Source organism: Halosimplex pelagicum, from assembly GCF_013415905.1.
In the GTDB taxonomy this organism is placed as follows: Archaea; Halobacteriota; Halobacteria; order Halobacteriales; family Haloarculaceae; genus Halosimplex; species Halosimplex pelagicum.
In genome coordinates, this window is the sequence record NZ_CP058909.1 from 3,528,980 (window position 1) to 3,543,792 (window position 14,813).

Annotated in this window: 18 protein-coding genes and 2 tRNA genes; 11 read left to right on the forward strand and 9 right to left on the reverse strand. The window is 70.5% G+C overall.

What is annotated here, in order from left to right:
* Positions 1–21: 21 nt before the first annotated feature.
* Entirely contained in the window at positions 22–585 is a 564-nt protein-coding gene (locus tag HZS54_RS17760) for an SWIM zinc finger family protein (protein WP_179918413.1), read from the reverse strand.
* Positions 586–767: 182 nt separating this feature from the next.
* Positions 768–841: transfer RNA gene (locus HZS54_RS17765), tRNA-Val, on the reverse strand.
* 89 nt (positions 842–930) lie between these two features.
* Here HZS54_RS17765 and HZS54_RS17770 point away from each other — a divergent pair.
* The 4 genes from HZS54_RS17770 (at position 931) to HZS54_RS17785 (ending at position 4,503) form a co-directional block, all read left to right on the forward strand.
* On the forward strand, positions 931–1,446 hold the full coding sequence (locus tag HZS54_RS17770; protein WP_179918414.1) for a DUF192 domain-containing protein: 516 nt from the start codon (positions 931–933) through the stop codon (positions 1,444–1,446).
* Positions 1,447–1,544: 98 nt separating this feature from the next.
* Positions 1,545–3,491 carry an ABC transporter ATP-binding protein gene (locus tag HZS54_RS17775; protein WP_179918415.1) on the forward strand — a complete coding sequence of 649 codons (1,947 nt, stop codon included), beginning with the start codon at positions 1,545–1,547 and terminating at the stop codon, positions 3,489–3,491.
* Positions 3,492–3,613: 122 nt separating this feature from the next.
* The gene (locus HZS54_RS17780) at positions 3,614–3,979 is read left to right on the forward strand and encodes a universal stress protein (protein WP_179918416.1); all 366 of its coding nucleotides are present in this window, start codon (positions 3,614–3,616) and stop codon (positions 3,977–3,979) included.
* Positions 3,976–4,503: a GNAT family N-acetyltransferase gene (locus HZS54_RS17785; protein ID WP_179918417.1), complete on the forward strand. Its 528-nt coding sequence runs from the start codon at positions 3,976–3,978 to the stop codon at positions 4,501–4,503. The genes HZS54_RS17780 and HZS54_RS17785 overlap by 4 nt, the downstream gene beginning before the upstream one ends.
* Positions 4,504–4,525: 22 nt before the next feature.
* Here the strand turns inward: HZS54_RS17785 and HZS54_RS17790 are convergent, their stop codons facing one another.
* Positions 4,526–4,963, reverse strand: a complete 438-nt coding sequence (locus HZS54_RS17790) for a universal stress protein (RefSeq protein ID WP_179918418.1) — start codon at positions 4,961–4,963, stop codon at positions 4,526–4,528.
* A gap of 164 nt (positions 4,964–5,127) precedes the next feature.
* Between HZS54_RS17790 and HZS54_RS17795 the strand changes: the two genes are divergently transcribed.
* A complete protein-coding gene (locus HZS54_RS17795) occupies positions 5,128–5,574 on the forward strand; it encodes a universal stress protein (protein ID WP_179918419.1) in 447 nt (148 codons plus the stop codon).
* A gap of 81 nt (positions 5,575–5,655) precedes the next feature.
* Positions 5,656–6,747 carry a DHH family phosphoesterase gene (locus HZS54_RS17800; protein ID WP_179918420.1) on the forward strand — a complete coding sequence of 364 codons (1,092 nt, stop codon included), beginning with the start codon at positions 5,656–5,658 and terminating at the stop codon, positions 6,745–6,747.
* Between the two features lie 2 nt (positions 6,748–6,749).
* Here the strand turns inward: HZS54_RS17800 and HZS54_RS17805 are convergent, their stop codons facing one another.
* The 4 genes from HZS54_RS17805 to HZS54_RS17820 all read right to left on the reverse strand — a co-directional run bounded on the left by HZS54_RS17805 (position 6,750) and on the right by HZS54_RS17820 (position 10,111).
* Complete coding sequence (locus tag HZS54_RS17805; protein ID WP_179918421.1) at positions 6,750–7,850, reverse strand: phosphotransferase family protein; 1,101 nt, start codon at positions 7,848–7,850, stop codon at positions 6,750–6,752.
* 16 nt (positions 7,851–7,866) lie between these two features.
* Positions 7,867–8,295, reverse strand: a complete 429-nt coding sequence (locus HZS54_RS17810; RefSeq protein WP_179918422.1) for a DUF5807 family protein — start codon at positions 8,293–8,295, stop codon at positions 7,867–7,869.
* Positions 8,296–8,367: 72 nt separating this feature from the next.
* Positions 8,368–9,165 carry a molybdate ABC transporter permease subunit gene (locus HZS54_RS17815; protein ID WP_179918423.1) on the reverse strand — a complete coding sequence of 266 codons (798 nt, stop codon included), beginning with the start codon at positions 9,163–9,165 and terminating at the stop codon, positions 8,368–8,370.
* Positions 9,140–10,111, reverse strand: coding sequence for an extracellular solute-binding protein (locus tag HZS54_RS17820; protein WP_179918424.1), 972 nt, complete (start codon positions 10,109–10,111; stop codon positions 9,140–9,142). Before HZS54_RS17820 ends, HZS54_RS17815 begins: the two co-directional genes overlap by 26 nt.
* Before the next feature lie 65 nt (positions 10,112–10,176).
* On the opposite strand from HZS54_RS17820, the gene HZS54_RS17825 reads away from it, so the two are divergent.
* A complete protein-coding gene (locus tag HZS54_RS17825; protein WP_179918425.1) occupies positions 10,177–10,881 on the forward strand; it encodes a TOBE domain-containing protein in 705 nt (234 codons plus the stop codon).
* A gap of 15 nt (positions 10,882–10,896) precedes the next feature.
* Here the strand turns inward: HZS54_RS17825 and HZS54_RS17830 are convergent, their stop codons facing one another.
* Together HZS54_RS17830 and guaB are read right to left on the reverse strand one after the other, a co-directional pair.
* Positions 10,897–11,340 carry a GNAT family N-acetyltransferase gene (locus HZS54_RS17830; RefSeq protein ID WP_179918426.1) on the reverse strand — a complete coding sequence of 148 codons (444 nt, stop codon included), beginning with the start codon at positions 11,338–11,340 and terminating at the stop codon, positions 10,897–10,899.
* 51 nt (positions 11,341–11,391) lie between these two features.
* Positions 11,392–12,882, reverse strand: coding sequence for an IMP dehydrogenase (gene guaB / locus HZS54_RS17835; protein ID WP_179918427.1), 1,491 nt, complete (start codon positions 12,880–12,882; stop codon positions 11,392–11,394).
* A gap of 185 nt (positions 12,883–13,067) precedes the next feature.
* Between guaB and HZS54_RS26795 the strand changes: the two genes are divergently transcribed.
* From HZS54_RS26795 to HZS54_RS17850, 4 genes are all read left to right on the forward strand, one after another.
* Positions 13,068–13,283, forward strand: a complete 216-nt coding sequence (locus HZS54_RS26795; protein ID WP_484496836.1) for a DUF8099 family protein — start codon at positions 13,068–13,070, stop codon at positions 13,281–13,283.
* Between the two features lie 5 nt (positions 13,284–13,288).
* On the forward strand, positions 13,289–14,191 hold the full coding sequence (locus HZS54_RS17840; RefSeq protein ID WP_179918428.1) for a DUF5794 domain-containing protein: 903 nt from the start codon (positions 13,289–13,291) through the stop codon (positions 14,189–14,191).
* Between the two features lie 162 nt (positions 14,192–14,353).
* Positions 14,354–14,581: a DUF5795 family protein gene (locus tag HZS54_RS17845; protein ID WP_179918429.1), complete on the forward strand. Its 228-nt coding sequence runs from the start codon at positions 14,354–14,356 to the stop codon at positions 14,579–14,581.
* Positions 14,582–14,635: 54 nt separating this feature from the next.
* Positions 14,636–14,812: transfer RNA gene (locus HZS54_RS17850), tRNA-Trp, on the forward strand.
* The last annotated feature ends 1 nt before the right edge of the window (position 14,813 follow it).

Here is a 14,813-nt window from a genome sequence, read left to right on the forward strand (position 1 = left end):
GCGGGGTGGGGGCCTCCCCCGTCATCGGTCGACACCTCCGACGCTCTCCCGAGCCCAGCGGAGTAGGTTGCCGACGGTACCGGGCGCACGGCCGCTCATGTCGGCGTACTCGCGGACGCCCATCCCTCCGAGTTCGCAGGTCAGGTAGGCGTCGAGTTCGGCGGGAGAAAGGTCGTCGTAGCGGTCCGGGTCATCGTTGAGGCGGAGCCAGGCTGGTGGCTCTGGGTAGTCGCGGCCGGTGTCGACGTGCGAGACGACGATGCGGCCGCGGGTCCACTGCCACCAGAGACTCGCGACGTGGCTACACCAGCCGTCGTTGAACCGGTGCGCTTTGCAGTCGCAGTCGGCCAGCAGCGTCCGGCCCTGGAGCGCCCACGTCACCCTGTGAGGGTAGTCTGAGCCGCTCAGTCGGACCATGCGCTCGGCGTCGTTGATGGGGCCGCCGCTGTCCGTCTCGGTCTGTGCGCGCTCCCACGGCGTCGAGCCGGTCAGTTCGTCGGGGTCCGGCATCGAGAACGTCGGTGAACCGCCGAGTCGGTTCGGGAGGTCGTCGCTCGGCTGCCAGCTGCGGCTGCCGAGACTCATGGGCGACACACTCCCACGTCGCGGGCCGGGCAGGGAGTTCCCTGGTCGGTGATGAGCGTTCCACAGTACCGACAGATGGCCGTCTCTCGGAGGGGCTTCTTCATGCGGACCACCCCGGAGAAACGGCGAGAGTGAGACGGTCGAAAAAGCGGCAGAGACGGCCGCTTTCCTTATATATCGGATGGGTTCGGGCGGATTTGAACCACCGATCTCGGCCTTGTAAAGGCCGCGTCATAACCAACTAGACCACGAACCCTCGCCCGGATTTTCCCCCTGGGTCGGAATAACGCTTTCTCTCTGGATCGAACCCGCAGGCTTACACCGGCGCCGACCCTCCCGGCGACCATGGTCGACGGTCGGATCGTCTGGGGGTTCGGGATCTGCCTGCTCCTGCTCGTGGGCGGCGTCTACGCGGTCCAGTCCGGACTGCTCTACCAGGTGAATCCGCCGGACGCCGACAGCTACGACCGGGTGACGGTCACCGCCTACGACGGCAACGGGACGGAACTCGCGACGGTCGAGGCCCGCGTCGCGGACACGCGGCCCAAGCGGATCGTCGGGCTCAGCAACACCTCCGAACTCGCGACGGGCGAGGGGATGCTGTTCGTCCACGACGCCGAGGAGGAGCACGGCTACGTGATGCGGGAGATGGCGTTCCCGCTGGACATCGTCTTCGTGGGGGCCGACGAGCGGGTCACGACAATCCACCACGCGGGCGTCCCGGAGGGCAGTCCGGAGACGACCTACAGCGGCCGCGGGAAGTGGGTGCTGGAGGTCCCGCGCGGGTGGGCCAACCGGACGGGCGTCGAGGTCGGCGACCGGATCGCGATCCCCGAGGCGGCCCACGACGCGAGCGGGTGACCGGCGGGGGCGTCCCCCCGGCGGCGGCGAGTTCCGATACGGGAAGGTCTCTCACGGCTTCGACGCGCTTTAGGAACCTCGCCCCCTGAGCGTATGCGATGAGTGTAGACCTCGACGAGGAGGAGGTCTTCGAGGACGTACGCGACCGGGTGGACTACCCGATGCGACGGCTGTTCGCCGAGTACGGACGGGAGAACCTCTTCCAGTTCGTGATCGGGTTCGTCAGCAGCGTCGCGGCGCGTATCCTCGATCTCCTCCCCCCGCTCTTGCTGGCGGTCGCTATCGACTCTATCTTCGGCGAGCAACAGTACAGCCTCTGGCTGGTCCCCCAGTCGTGGCTCCCGGAGTCGCAGATCGGACAGATCTGGCTGACCGTCGGGATCATCGCCGCCGCGTTCCTGATCGGTGCGGGCTTTCACTGGACGCGCAACTGGGGGTGGAACTCCTTCGCCCAGAACATCCAGCACGACGTTCGCACGGACACCTACGACAAGATGCAGCGGCTCAACATGGACTTCTTCGCCGACAAGCAGACCGGCGAACTGATGTCCATCCTCTCGAACGACGTGAACCGGCTTGAGCGCTTTCTCAACGACGGGATGAACTCCTTCTTCCGGCTGTCGATCATGGTGCTGGGGATCTCGGTCATCCTGTTCTCGATGAACTGGCGACTCGCGCTCATCGCGCTGGTTCCGGTGCCGGTCATCGCCTTCTTCACGAAGAAGTTCATCGACGTGATCCAGCCCAAGTACGCCGACGTTCGGTCGTCGGTCGGCCAGCTCAACTCCCGGCTGGAGAACAACCTCGGCGGCATCCAGGTCATCAAGACCGCCAACACGGAGACCTTCGAGTCCGACCGCGTCGACGATGTCTCGGAGGACTACTTCGACGCCAACTGGGACGCCATCGACACGCGGATAAAATTCTTCCCGGGGCTGCGGCTCATCTCGGGGCTCGGGTTCGTGCTGACGTTCGTCGTCGGCGCGTTCTGGGTGGTCGGCGAGCCGCTCGGGCCGCTGTCGGGCGAACTGAGTTCCGGCGCGTTCGTCGCCTTCATCCTCTACACCCAGCGGTTCATCTGGCCGATGGCCCAGTTCGGGCAGATCATCAACATGTACCAGCGCGCTCACGCCTCCAGCGAGCGCATCTTCGGGCTGATGGACACGCCGAGTCGCATCGTCGAGGACCCCGACGCGGAACCGCTCGCGGTCGAGGACGGGCGCGTCGAGTTCGACGACGTGAGCTTCGGATACGGGGACGAGCCCGAGGCCGAGACCATCGTGGAGGACATCACCTTCGACGTCGAGGGCGGCGAGACGGTCGCGCTGGTCGGGCCCACGGGCGCCGGCAAGTCGACGGTGATGAAGCTCCTCTTGCGGATGTACGACGTGGACGAGGGGGCCATCACCATCGACGGGACGGACCTGCGGGAGGCGACCATCCCGAGCCTGCGCCAGGCGCTGGGCTACGTCAGCCAGGAGACGTTCCTCTTCTACGGGACCGTCGAGGAGAACATCGAGTACGGCACCTTCGACGCCGACCGCGAGGACATCGTCGAGGCGGCGAAGATGGCCGAGGCCCACCAGTTCATTCAAAATCTCCCCGACGGCTACGACACGAAGGTCGGTGAACGGGGGGTCAAACTCTCCGGCGGGCAGCGCCAGCGGATCGCCCTCGCACGGGCGATCCTCAAGGACCCGGACATCCTCGTGCTGGACGAGGCGACCTCGGACGTGGACACGGAGACCGAGATGCTCATCCAGCGCTCGCTGGACAAGCTAACCGCCGACCGCACCACCTTCGCCATCGCCCACCGGCTCTCGACGATCAAAGACGCGGACAAGATCGTCGTGCTGGAGGACGGCGCGATCGTCGAACGCGGGTCGCACGAGGGCCTGCTGGAGGAGGACGGCCTCTACGCGAAGCTCTGGGCGGTCCAGGCCGGCGAGATCGACGAACTGCCCGAGGAGTTCGTCGAGCGGGCGGCTCGGCGGCGGTCGCAGGTCGACGCCGACGCCGAGGCCGAGGCCGGCGACGACGACTGACCGGCCGAGTCGCGCGGGTCGGGACGGTCGGCCGAGCGGTGGCGGCGGTCGGCCGGGGCGACGGGCTCGCTCGGCGGGTGCAGGCGGGAAGCTTTTTGCGTCCGGGCGTGGCACCGTCGGGTATGAAGGTCCTCCTGGGCATGGGCGGGAGTCCGGACGGATTCGACGCGCTGGAGGAGACACTGGCTCGGGCCCGCGACGCGGGTGACGAGCTGACGGTGGCGGTCCTCGACACGTCGGACGACCACGACCCCGACGACGTGGAGTCGGAGATTCGCGAGCGGATCGACGAGGCGGGTGTCGAGGCCGCCGTGACGCAGCTGTCGGGTCACCCCGGCAGCCAGCTCTCGCAGTTCGCCGAGCGCGAGGAGTTCGACCGCATCGTCATCGGGGGCGGCCAGCGCAGCCCGATGGGAAAGATCGAACTCGGCGAGGTCGCCGAGTTCGTCCTGCTGAACGCCGACACGACGGTGACTCTCGTTCGATGACCGGACGCACGTACCCCGACGAGACGGCCGGCTCGTTCCCGGAGCCACCGGTCGAGTTCACTGACGGCGAGGACCGGGATATCCGCATCGAGGAGAGCGGCGTCGACGACTTCGACCGGCTGGTCGCGATGTACGACGCGTTCGACGCCGCCGACCGCGCCCAGGGTATCCCGCCGGTCAAGGAGGAGGCCGTCCGCGAGTGGCTGGACACGCTGCTGTCGGAGGAGTCGGTCAACGTCGTCGCCGTCCACGACGGCTCGCCGGTCGGTCACGCCATCCTCGTCCCCGACCGCGAGGCCGCCTACGAACTCGCCGTGTTCGTCCTCCACGACTACCAGAGCGCCGGGATCGGTACGGAACTGCTCGAAGCGCTGCTTGGGAGCGGTCGGGCCGCGGGCGTCGAGAAGGTGTGGCTCACCGTCGAGCGCTGGAACGAGCCGGCCATCGCGCTGTACAAGAAGCTCGGCTTCGAGACGAGCAACGCCGAGAGCTTCGAGCTGGAGATGGCGATCCGGCTGTCCTGAGCCGGCTCCCCCCTTCTGCGTTCTACACCGAGAGGACGGGCTGGCTGGCGTACTCGACGACGTACTGGGCGGACTTGCCGAGCGTCTCGTCGGGTTCGGTCCCGCGTTCGCGCGGGACGACGACGAAGTCCGCGGGGAGCTCCTCGGCCACGTCGAGGATGGCGCTGCCGGGGTGCTGGCGCAGCCGCGACCGGGAGAAGCCGACGACCGTCGAGTGGGTGACCGACACGTCGTCGGCGAACTCCTCGGCGTCGTCGGCGAACGACACCTGCTCGTCGGCGACGGCCTCGGCGTCGACGTCGCCGGTCTCGATCCCCCGCTTGACGGGCTCGTCGATCACGTGCAGGACGTGGACGGCCGCGTCGTACTCGTCGGCGATCGCGAGGCCGTACCGGACCGCCTGCTCGGCCTGGTCCGTGGCGTCGACCGGCACGAGGACCTGTTCGATGTCCAGACTCATTGCCTACCGCTCGGTCGGGCGAGGGCAAAAAGTCACCGAGGTTCGCACGCCCGGGCCGCGCCGCGGTCGCCGGGGCCGGTCGCCGCGGCGGCCGACGACCCGGAAGGGGTGTCGTCGCGTCGGCGATGGCGTGGTTTATACCCCTGGCGGGGGATCACTCGACCATGTTCGACACGGTGGTCATCGCGACCGACGGCTCGGACAGCGCCTCGCGCGCCGTCGACGTGGCGCTGGACGTGGCCGAGAAGTTCGCGGCCGAGGTCCACGCGCTGTACGTGGTCGACAGGGGGGACGTAGCGGCGTCGCCGGACGAACTGCGGAAGGAGCTCGTCGACGCGCTGGAGGCGGCGGCCGACGAGGCCCTCGACGACGTGCGCGACCGCACCGACGGCTCCGTCGAGACGGCCGTCCGCAACGGCCGCCCGGGCGCCGAGATCACCCAGTACGTCGAGGAGGTCGACGCCGACGTGGTCGCGCTGGGCACCCGCGGCCGCCACGGCGACCACGGGTTCGTCCTCGGCAGCGTCGCCGAGGCCGTCGTCCGCCGGTGTGACCGCCCCGTCCTCACCGTCCGCCAGCTCGACGAGGGCGAGGTCGCGGCCGACGCCTGAGCGGTCGCGTCCCGGCGGTCGCGCTCCGTACTCGCCCCTCGCAACCGGGGGCTTGATACCCTCGCGGGCGCTCTCGGGCGTATGGACGACTGGATCATCGACGGCGACCGACTCCCGCTCGAACGGAAGTCGGTCCTGCCGGGCGAGGGATTTTTCTACCCCGATTCGCTGCAGGAGACGAAAAAGGAGAGCGAGGCGGTCGAGGCGCTGTCGGGCGCCGAGACGGTCGTGATCGCCGACACCGACGCCGACGGCCTCGGCTGCGTCGCGCTGATCCGCGAGGTCCACGGCGACGACGCCGCGCTGGTCCCCTCGGGCCCGCACGAACTCCGCCAGAGCATCGAGTGGGCCGTCGAGTACGCCCCGGACGACGCCGTCGTCTTCGTCTGCGACCTCTGTCCCGACAGTGAGGGCGACGTCGAGGGCATCGAGGCGCTCGCCGAGCGGACGACGGTCCGCTGGTTCGACCACCACCAGTGGGACGACGACCTCGCCGCCGCGGTCGAGGCAGCGGGCGTCGACCTGACCGTCGGCGACTCCGACGAGGTCTGCACGACCGACGTAGCGCTGGCCGAACTCGACTACGGGTTCCCCGAGAAGTTCGAGGCGCTCGCGCGGGTCACCCGCGACCACGACCTGTGGATCAAAGAGGAGGAGCGCAGCGACGACCTCGCGGACTACGCGATGTGGGCCGACCCCGAGGAGTACGTCCGCGTCATCCGCCGCTACGGCGTCGACTTCCCCGAGGCCGTCGAGGAGTTCCTCGAAGAGGAGCGTATCGAGAAGGACGCCCTGATAGAGAAGGCCGTCGAGCGCGGCGAACTCCGCGAGGTCGGCGAGTGGACCGTCGGCGTCACCTACGGCCGCTGCTCGCAGAACGAGGTCGCCGAGGCGATGCGCCAGCAGGGCGCCGACGCCTCCGTGATCGTCAAGCCGGCCGGTAGCGCCTCGATCCGCGGCTCCGAGGGCTTCGAGCGCGCCCACGAGGTCGCCGAGCAGGTCAACGGCGGCGGCCACCCCCGCGCCGCGGGCTGCAAACCGCACATCTACGACGACATGCTCGACTACGCCCACCACTGGACCACCCGAGGTGCGGTCGCGAAACAGGCCATCCTCGACGCCTTCCGGGCGCTGCCGCCCGAGGAGGAGGAAGGCGTCGACACCGAGCGGTAAGTTCAGCGCAGTTCTGCCGCGTTCTCACGGAGTCGCGCCGCCCGTTCCTCGCGGACCGACTCGTCGGCCCCGCCCCACCAGTAGTCGAACCACCGGAGCTCGGTGATCCACGTCACGGCGCGGTAGAAGCGCTGGCGCTCCTCGAACTCGCCGCTCCCGCGGTCGAACGAGCGTCCGCGTTCGTCCTCGTAGGCGTCGAACAGGGCGTCGCGAACGCGCTCGCCGACGGGCGAGCCGAGGGGCGCTCGCCCGGAGAACTCCCGAACGGCCCACGCGAGTTCGTAGCGCGGGTCGCCGGCCTGGGCGGCGCCCCAGTCGAGGACCGCTGTCACCGCGCCGGTCTCCGGGTCCGCGAGCAGGTTCCCCGGCCGGTAGTCGCCGTGCAGGAGCGCGGCCTCGGCGGCGAGGTCGAGCGTCGCCAGTCGCTCCTCGGCGTACTCGCGGAGGCCGGATTCGAGGTCCGAAAAGCGGGTGTCGCCGAGGCCGTCCAGCGAGAACGCTATCAGGGCCCCGAGCCGGCCGGACCAGGTGTCGTGACCGTCGCGGACGACCGGCTCCGCGGCGGGGACTTTGCCCTCGCCCGTCGTCCGGCGGTCCGGGTCCGCGACGAGCTCCCCGAACGACGCGAACGTGCGCAGGCCGTGGACGCGGGCGAGATGCCGACCGGACTCGCGGAGCAGGCGGTCGGCGGCGCGCTCCTCGCCGGAGCCATCGGGTGCCGGGTCGGTGACCGGCGGTGGGGACTCACCGGCCAGGTACTCCATCAGGAACGCGGGCGTCGGCGCCGACTCGTGGGATTCGCGGACGCCGTACAGGCTGGGCACCGGCAGGTCGGTCTCGCGGCCGACGATACCCAGCAGGTCGACCTCGACGAGGAACCGCTCGGGCGTGTGCGTCGGCGACTTCCCGGGGCGAAAGCACTTGAGGACGGCCTCGCGGGTCGCGCCGTCGCCCTCGCGCACCGCGACGCCGTAGACGATGTCGCTGCCGTCGGGCATCGGGCCGGCGTCGACGAGTCGCCAGTCGGGTCGGACGGCCGCGACGGCCGCGGCCAGTTCGTCCGCCGAGAGCGGCGCGTCGCGGCCGTAGCCCGGGGCGGTCATCGTCGGACGGCGGCGCTCACTTCTCGCCGGCGAGCCACTTCTCGGAGTAGGCGGTGCCGCAGGTACACTGGACGTAGGCGTGGATCACGTCGCCCTCGTTGTAGATCCCGTCGACCTCCTCGTTCTGTTCCTCGGCGAAGGCGAAGACGAACCGGGCGTCGTGCGGTCCCTCCTCGTCGCCGTCGGGACAGACGCCGCCTGTCGCGTCGGCGTCGATCTCGCCGTCGTTCGCCATCGCCTGTTTGGCGAAGGCCATCGGGTCCATGTCGGTCGCGCGCTGGAAGGCGCTGCGGCCGCTGTCGCCCTCGACGACGAGGACGACGCCGTCGTCGACGCGCTCGCCGTGGCCCGCCAGGGCGTCGGCCCCCGAGACGGCGTCGTCTGCGAAGTACATGAACACGTCCTCGGGCCGGTCGCCGGCCAGGAACTCCTCGCGGTCGCTCATGGCCGACGAGAGGCTTCCCCCGGTGAAAAAGGGCGCGTCTCCGCCCGGCCGGGGCCGGCCGCTCGGGGGCGGTCACTCGCTCGGGAGGACGAGCGACGACTCGCCGAGCAGGTTGATGAGCACCAGCGCGGCCGACGCGACGACGAGCAGGACGACGGCGACCGGGAACGCGGCGTCGAGACCGCGGCCGGAGAACGTCGCCCAGATCTGGACCGGGAGGGTGCGGGGGTAGTACGCCAGCATGAGCGTCGCGCCGAACTCGCCGGTGGCGCGGGCGAACGCGAGCGTGACCCCCGCGAGGATCCCCCGCCAGGCCAGCGGCAGGGTCACTCGCCGGAAGGTCCGCCACTCCGTCGCGCCGAGCGTCCGTGCGGCCTCCTCGGTGTGGGCGTCGACGCGCCCGAAGGCGCTCCGGGCGGTCAGGACGACGAACGGCGAGGCGACGAACGTCTGGGCGAGGACGACGCCGGCGAGGGTCCCGGTGACCTGGACGCCGAGCAGTCCGCCGAGACCGCCGTCCCCGACCGCGCCGAGGAGGATCATCCCGCTGACGACCGGCGGGAGGACGAGCGGGAAGGCGACGACGGCGGTGACGAGCGTCCGCCCGCGAAAGCGCGCTCGGACGAGCCAGTACGCCAGGGGCACGCCGAACAGCGTCGCCAGCGCGGTGCTGGCCGTCGCCGAGAGGAGCGTGTTCCGGGCCGCACTCACGACGAACGGTGCGTCGAGCGCGGCGAGGACCGCGGCCGGCGGTTGCGCGACCAGCAGCCACGCGACCGGGACGGCGTAGAGGACGAGCAGCAGGCCGCCGAGCAGGGGCGCGGCCGTCCCCCACGGCGAGGACTCACGGGCGGTGGCCACGCGGGACATCACCACTGTACTCGGGGAACTCGTCGGGGACGGCGAAGCCGTGGTCACGCAGGTACGCGCCGTCGACGAGCGTCTCGAACGCCTCGGCGACCGATTCGTCGTCGGTCCGCGCGAGGGCACCGTAGGCGATGGGAGCGCCCCGGACGGTCTCGCCGGTGGGGAGGTCGTAGCTCACCGCGCCGTAGGTGTCCGCCCGAGCGGGGTCGCCCAGGTCGATCTCGGTCGGGAGGTCGAGGTAGTCGTAGCCGCGGTCCTCGGCCATGCTCCGGTAGACGACGGCGGCGTCGAGGTCGCCGGTCTCGAACCGCGAGAGCAGCGAGGTCTCGGGGTAGACGCTCCGACGGTCGGTGAGCGCGTCGCGCAGCCCCGGCCGGTCGTAGTACTCGCCCGCGAGGTCGAGCGCGAACAGCGTCCGGTAGCCCAGCGGGTCCAGATCGGGGTCGGTGCGCCCCAGCGTCGCGTCGCTCGCGAGCAGCGGGGCGAACCAGCGGTCGGCCGACCCGACGCGCCGACCCACCTCGCCGTCACCGTCGTACGCGACCACGAGCGCGTTCGTCGCGAACTCGGCGTGCCAGTCGGCCGGGACCAGTCGGTCGAACAGCGCCGTGTCGGCCAGCGCGACGATATCGGGGTCGCGCTTGCCCTCGGCGACGAGTCGCGCGGCCGTCACCGACCCGTGGGCCTCTACCCGCACCGGCCGGTCGACCGCCGCGCGGAGCCCCTCGGAGAAGGCCAGCTGGAGGCTCCCGGCGGCGAGAACCGATACCGGTCGCCCGTCGCTGTCGCCGGCGGCTCCGCTGGCACCCCTTCCGTCCGCGCCGACCGCACTCCCGACGCTCCCGACACAGCCGCTCAGCGCGGTCCCGGCTCCAGCCGAACCGAGCGCTGCGAGGACCGAACGCCGGCTCCGCCCGGACCCGGCGTCGGCCGACCGTTGTGTCGGCATAGATATATCGACGTTGTGTCGGTCGAGACATAACGATTTTGGTCAGTGGGGGCGAGGGTAGCGGTATGGACGCGGGGTTCGAGGCGCACCTGCGGGTCGGCGAGGAGACCGTCGACGAGCGGGACGCGGCGCTGTTGCGCGCGGTGGCTTCCGAGGGGTCGCTCAACGCCGCTGCGTCGGCGCTGGGGCGCTCGTACTCGCGGGCGCACGCCCGCATCGGCGACCTGGAGGACGCGGCCGGGCCGCTCGTCGAGCGACGGCGCGGCGGGACGGAGGGCGGCGGCAGTCGACTGACCGACGAAGGCCGCGAACTCCTCGCGGAGTTCGACCGTCTGCAGGCCGCGCTGGCGGGGACGGCCGCCACCGAGCGGCTCGTCCTCGACGGGCGGGTCGCATCGCGCGAGGGCGACCTCGCGACCGTCGAGACCGACGCCGGGACGGTCCGCGCGCTCGGCCTGACCGACGCCGACGACGTGCGGGTGGCGTTCCGGTCGGACGCCGTGACGCTGCACGACCCCGAGCACGCGCCCGAGGGCAGCGAGACGAGCGCGCGCAACCGGTTCCGCGGCGAGGTCGTCGGCGTCGACCGCGGCGACGGGACGGCCCTCGTCCGCATCGACGTGGGCGCGGACGACCCGCTCGCGGTGCGCGTCACCGAGACGAGTCTCGACGCGCTCGGGCTGGAACCCGGCGCGGCGGTCGTCGCGTCGTTCAAAGCGACCGCGACGCGCGCGACGGCCGCGCCCGGCGCGGCCGAACCCGACGAGTGACGCCGGGGGCTCGGTTCAGAGCGACTTCTCCATCTCGACGTGGTCGATGCCGGCCTCCTCGAACACGTCGCTGGTCGTCTCGTATCCGAGCCGCCGATAGAACGCCTCGACGTGGGTCTGGGCGTGCATGACCAGTCTGTCGATCCCCCGGTCGGCGGCCGTCGCCTCCAGGCGATCCATCAGCGCCCGACCGAGCCCCTCGCCGCGTCGGTCGGCGACTACTGCCACTCGTTCGACCTTGCCGACGCCCGGTTCGACCTCGCGGAGCCGCGCCGCGCCGACCGGTTCGTCGTCGGCCGAGTCGCCGTCGAGGGCGACGAAATGGATCGCCTCGTCGTCCTTCCCGTCCATCTCGATGTCCTCGGGGACGCCCTGTTCCTCGATGAAAACCTCGCGCCGGACCGCGAGAACCGCCTCCCGGTCGGCCTCGCCCTCGGCGACGCGAACGTCGATGCTCATACTCGACCGAGCGGCCCCGACGGCCCTGAGAATTACGGTCGCGGGGCCGAATCAGGCGTCGTCCGGGCTATAGTTGGGCGCCTCGTCGGTGATGACCACGTCGTGGGGGTGGCCCTCCTGCTGGCCGGCCTGGGACACCTTCACGAACTCGGCGCGCTGCTTGAACTCGGGGACGGTCTCGGCGCCGACGTAGCCCATGCCCGAGCGCATGCCGCCGACGAGCTGGTGGAGCTCGCTGGCGAGGGTGCCCTTGTACGGCGTCGCCGCCTCGACGCCCTCCGGGACCATCTCCTCTTCCTCGTCTTCGTCCACGTCCTTCAGGTAGCGGTCGCCGCCGCCGGACTGCATCGCGCCCACGGAGCCCATGCCGCGGTACTGCTTGTACTTCTTGCCGTTCATGGTGACGACGCGGCCCGGTGCCTCGTCGGTGCCCGCGAAGTACGAGCCGAGCATGACCGCGTCCGCGCCGGCCGCGATGGCCTTGATGGCGTCGCCGGAGTAGCGGATGCCGCCGTCGGCGATGACCGGGACGTTCTCCCGGTCGGCCACGTCGGCGACCTGCGCGACGGCGGTGATCTGGGGCATGCCGGCGCCGGTGACGACGCGGGTCGTACAGATCGAGCCCGGACCGATGCCGACCTTGATCCCGTCGGCGAAGTCGACGACGGCCTCGGCGGCCTCGCGCGTGCCGACGTTGCCGACGACCACGTCGGCGTCGACCTCCTCGGTGATCTCGCGGGCGCTCTCGATGACGTTCAGGTTGTGCGCGTGCGCGCAGTCGATGAACAGCACGTCGGCGCCGGCCTCGTCGGCCGCCTGGGCGCGCTCTGCCTCGAAGGGCCCGACGGCGACGCCCGCCCGGAGCGCGCCGTCGTCGTCGCGCGCCGCCGAGTCGTACTCGCGGCGCTGGAGGATGCCCTGCATCGTGATGAGCCCGATGAGCCGGTCCCCGCCGTCGACGATCGGGACGCGCTCGATCTTGTGCTCGTACATGAGTTCGAGCGCCTCGCGCGGCGTCACGTCCTCGGGCGCGGTGATGACCTCGTCGGTCATCGCCTCGCGCACCTCGTCGGACTCGCCGACTTCGAGGTAGGGACGGATGTCCGTCCCGGAGATGATGCCCAGCACCTCGTCGTCGTCGCTGACGACCGGCGCGCCCGAAACCCCTGCGCGGGCCATCATCTCGTCGACCTCGCGGACCGTCTGGTCGGGCGAGGCCGTCACCACGTCGCGGATGATGAGCTCGTCGGCGCGCTTGACGCGCTCGATCTCGGCGACCATCTCGTCGACGTCCATGTTGCGGTGCATGACGCCCAGGCCGCCCTCGCGGGCCATCGCGATCGCCATGTCGCTCTCGGTGACGGTGTCCATCGCCGCCGAGAGGACCGGAACCTGCAGCTGGACGTTCTTCGAGACGCGCGTCGTCGTGTCGGCGTCGTCCGGTTCGACGCGGCTCTCCTTGGGCCGCAGGAGCACGTCGTCGAACGTCAGCGCCTCCGGTACGCGGAGTTTCTCCGAGAAAGGTTCGGGATCGTTCGCCATGTAAACCGTCGCCCCCGCCGGCCCAAAAACGTTGCGAGACGCCCGCTCCGTGCCAGCCGTTCCCGAGACGCCGGACCGCCCGCGTCCGGCGATCCGCGCAGTTCCGCCGGAGATTCGGTCGGGTCGCGCCGCATGTGGCCGTCTCTCACGCAATTCTTATACTCGATTGGAAAATAATGATGGATATGGACTCCGCCAGTCCCGCCATCGCTGGCATCGGTCAGAAGACCGCACGCGACGCGTCGAGCGTCGCGTTTACACCTTCTGCCGGCTTCTTCAAACGGGACTTCGCGGAGCACCCGACCGCGTCTTTCGGTGCGAACCGGTGGCAAGCGTATCCCCGCCGGCGCCCGCATCGCAGGTCGGACCACCCACTGGCCACGGGAGACGGCCACGCCTGACCGGCATGAGTAGCTCCCAACACCCGGTCGCACTCACCGTCGAGCGGCGCGTCGGTGGCGCGACGAAGCTCCTCGCGACCATCATGTGCCTCCCGCTGGTCGACGGCATCTTCCCCGCCCTGGTCCTCGCGGGCGCGCTCGGCGACCCCGTCGGCATCCTCGAAGTCGGCCTGCTCATCTTCGGCGGCAGCGCCACCGTCGCCGTCGTCCTCGCCGAGATGGACGGCTCCCGCCGCGAAGTCGCGACGGCCATCCTCGCCGTCGGCGCCGTGTTGATCCCCGTCGCCGCCGTCGAGGCCGCGCTCGCGCCGACCATCCGCGACATGCTGAACATGCCGGTGTTCTCCCGGTTCGCCGGCCTGGTCATCCTCACCGTCGCGGCGAAGACCGCCAGCGCCCGCGTCGGGGAGTACCTCCCGCGGCCCGCCATCGTCATCGCGCTCGGCCTCGTCGCGAGCTTCGATCCGAGCGGCGTCTCGCTGTCGGTGACGACCGACCCCGAACTCATCGGGCGAGCGGTCGCCGCGGCGGGGGTCGGCGTCGGCTTCGCCCTGCTCGTGGCGCTGCTGGGCCCGTGGCTCCGTGCAGTGGTGGACATCGACCGCTTCCGATTCGGCAGCGCGGTCGCGCTCGGCGTCCTTCCCCTGTCGATCTTCGGCCTCGTCCCGGGCGACGCCCCCATCGCGCTCGCGGTGCTGGGCGTGACCGCCCTGTTCGCCTTCGATCCCGACGGCGATCGGGAGTACGACGGCGTCCCCGGTGACGTGTCCGACGACGCCGCGGTCGCCGACGGCGGCGACCCCGAGGACGCCGATGCGAGCGAGGCGGACGCCGACGAAGACGAGTCGGTCCCCGGTCGCGTCTCCGACTACGTCACCACCGACGACGAACGCGCGCCCTGGCTGTGAGCTTTCGTCCGACGTGTCGGTGACGGCGACCGCACCGCCGCTCGATTCGCGGTGCTTCGGTCTCGGCGTCGGAGCGCGTTCTACCAACTGCTCTCGCCGGTGCGACCGCCCTCCCTGAGGATGAGTGGAAGGGCTTACGGGCGGGCGCGGCGATGGACGGGTATGGCAGACAATCGCGTCGTGCAGGGGCGGATGGTCACGCCCAAGCGCCTGGCCGAGCTGATCGAGGGCGAGTCGGTCATGGACGCCGAGGCCATCGAGGACGCCGACCGGGACTGTCCCGACTGCGGCGAGAACGTGCTGAAAGTCGGCTACATGCCCGGCGTCACGTCGTTCGTGACCGGCTACAAGTGCCAGGAGTGCGACTGGGCCGAGATCGACGAGGACTGACCACGGGAGACCGAAACCCCTTTAGTGGAATTGGGCTTATCCGGTGATGCAGGCGGGGTCGTGGCCAAGTCCGGCATGGCGACTGACTCCAGAGGCAACGGCGCCCGGGACGACACTCCAGCTGATATACTGAACGGGTCGGCTGATCACTGACCCTGTGATGACCCTCTGGAGTTCCGAGGCGCTACCGGAGATATCAGTCGATCGGGGGTTCAAATCCCTCCGACCCCAT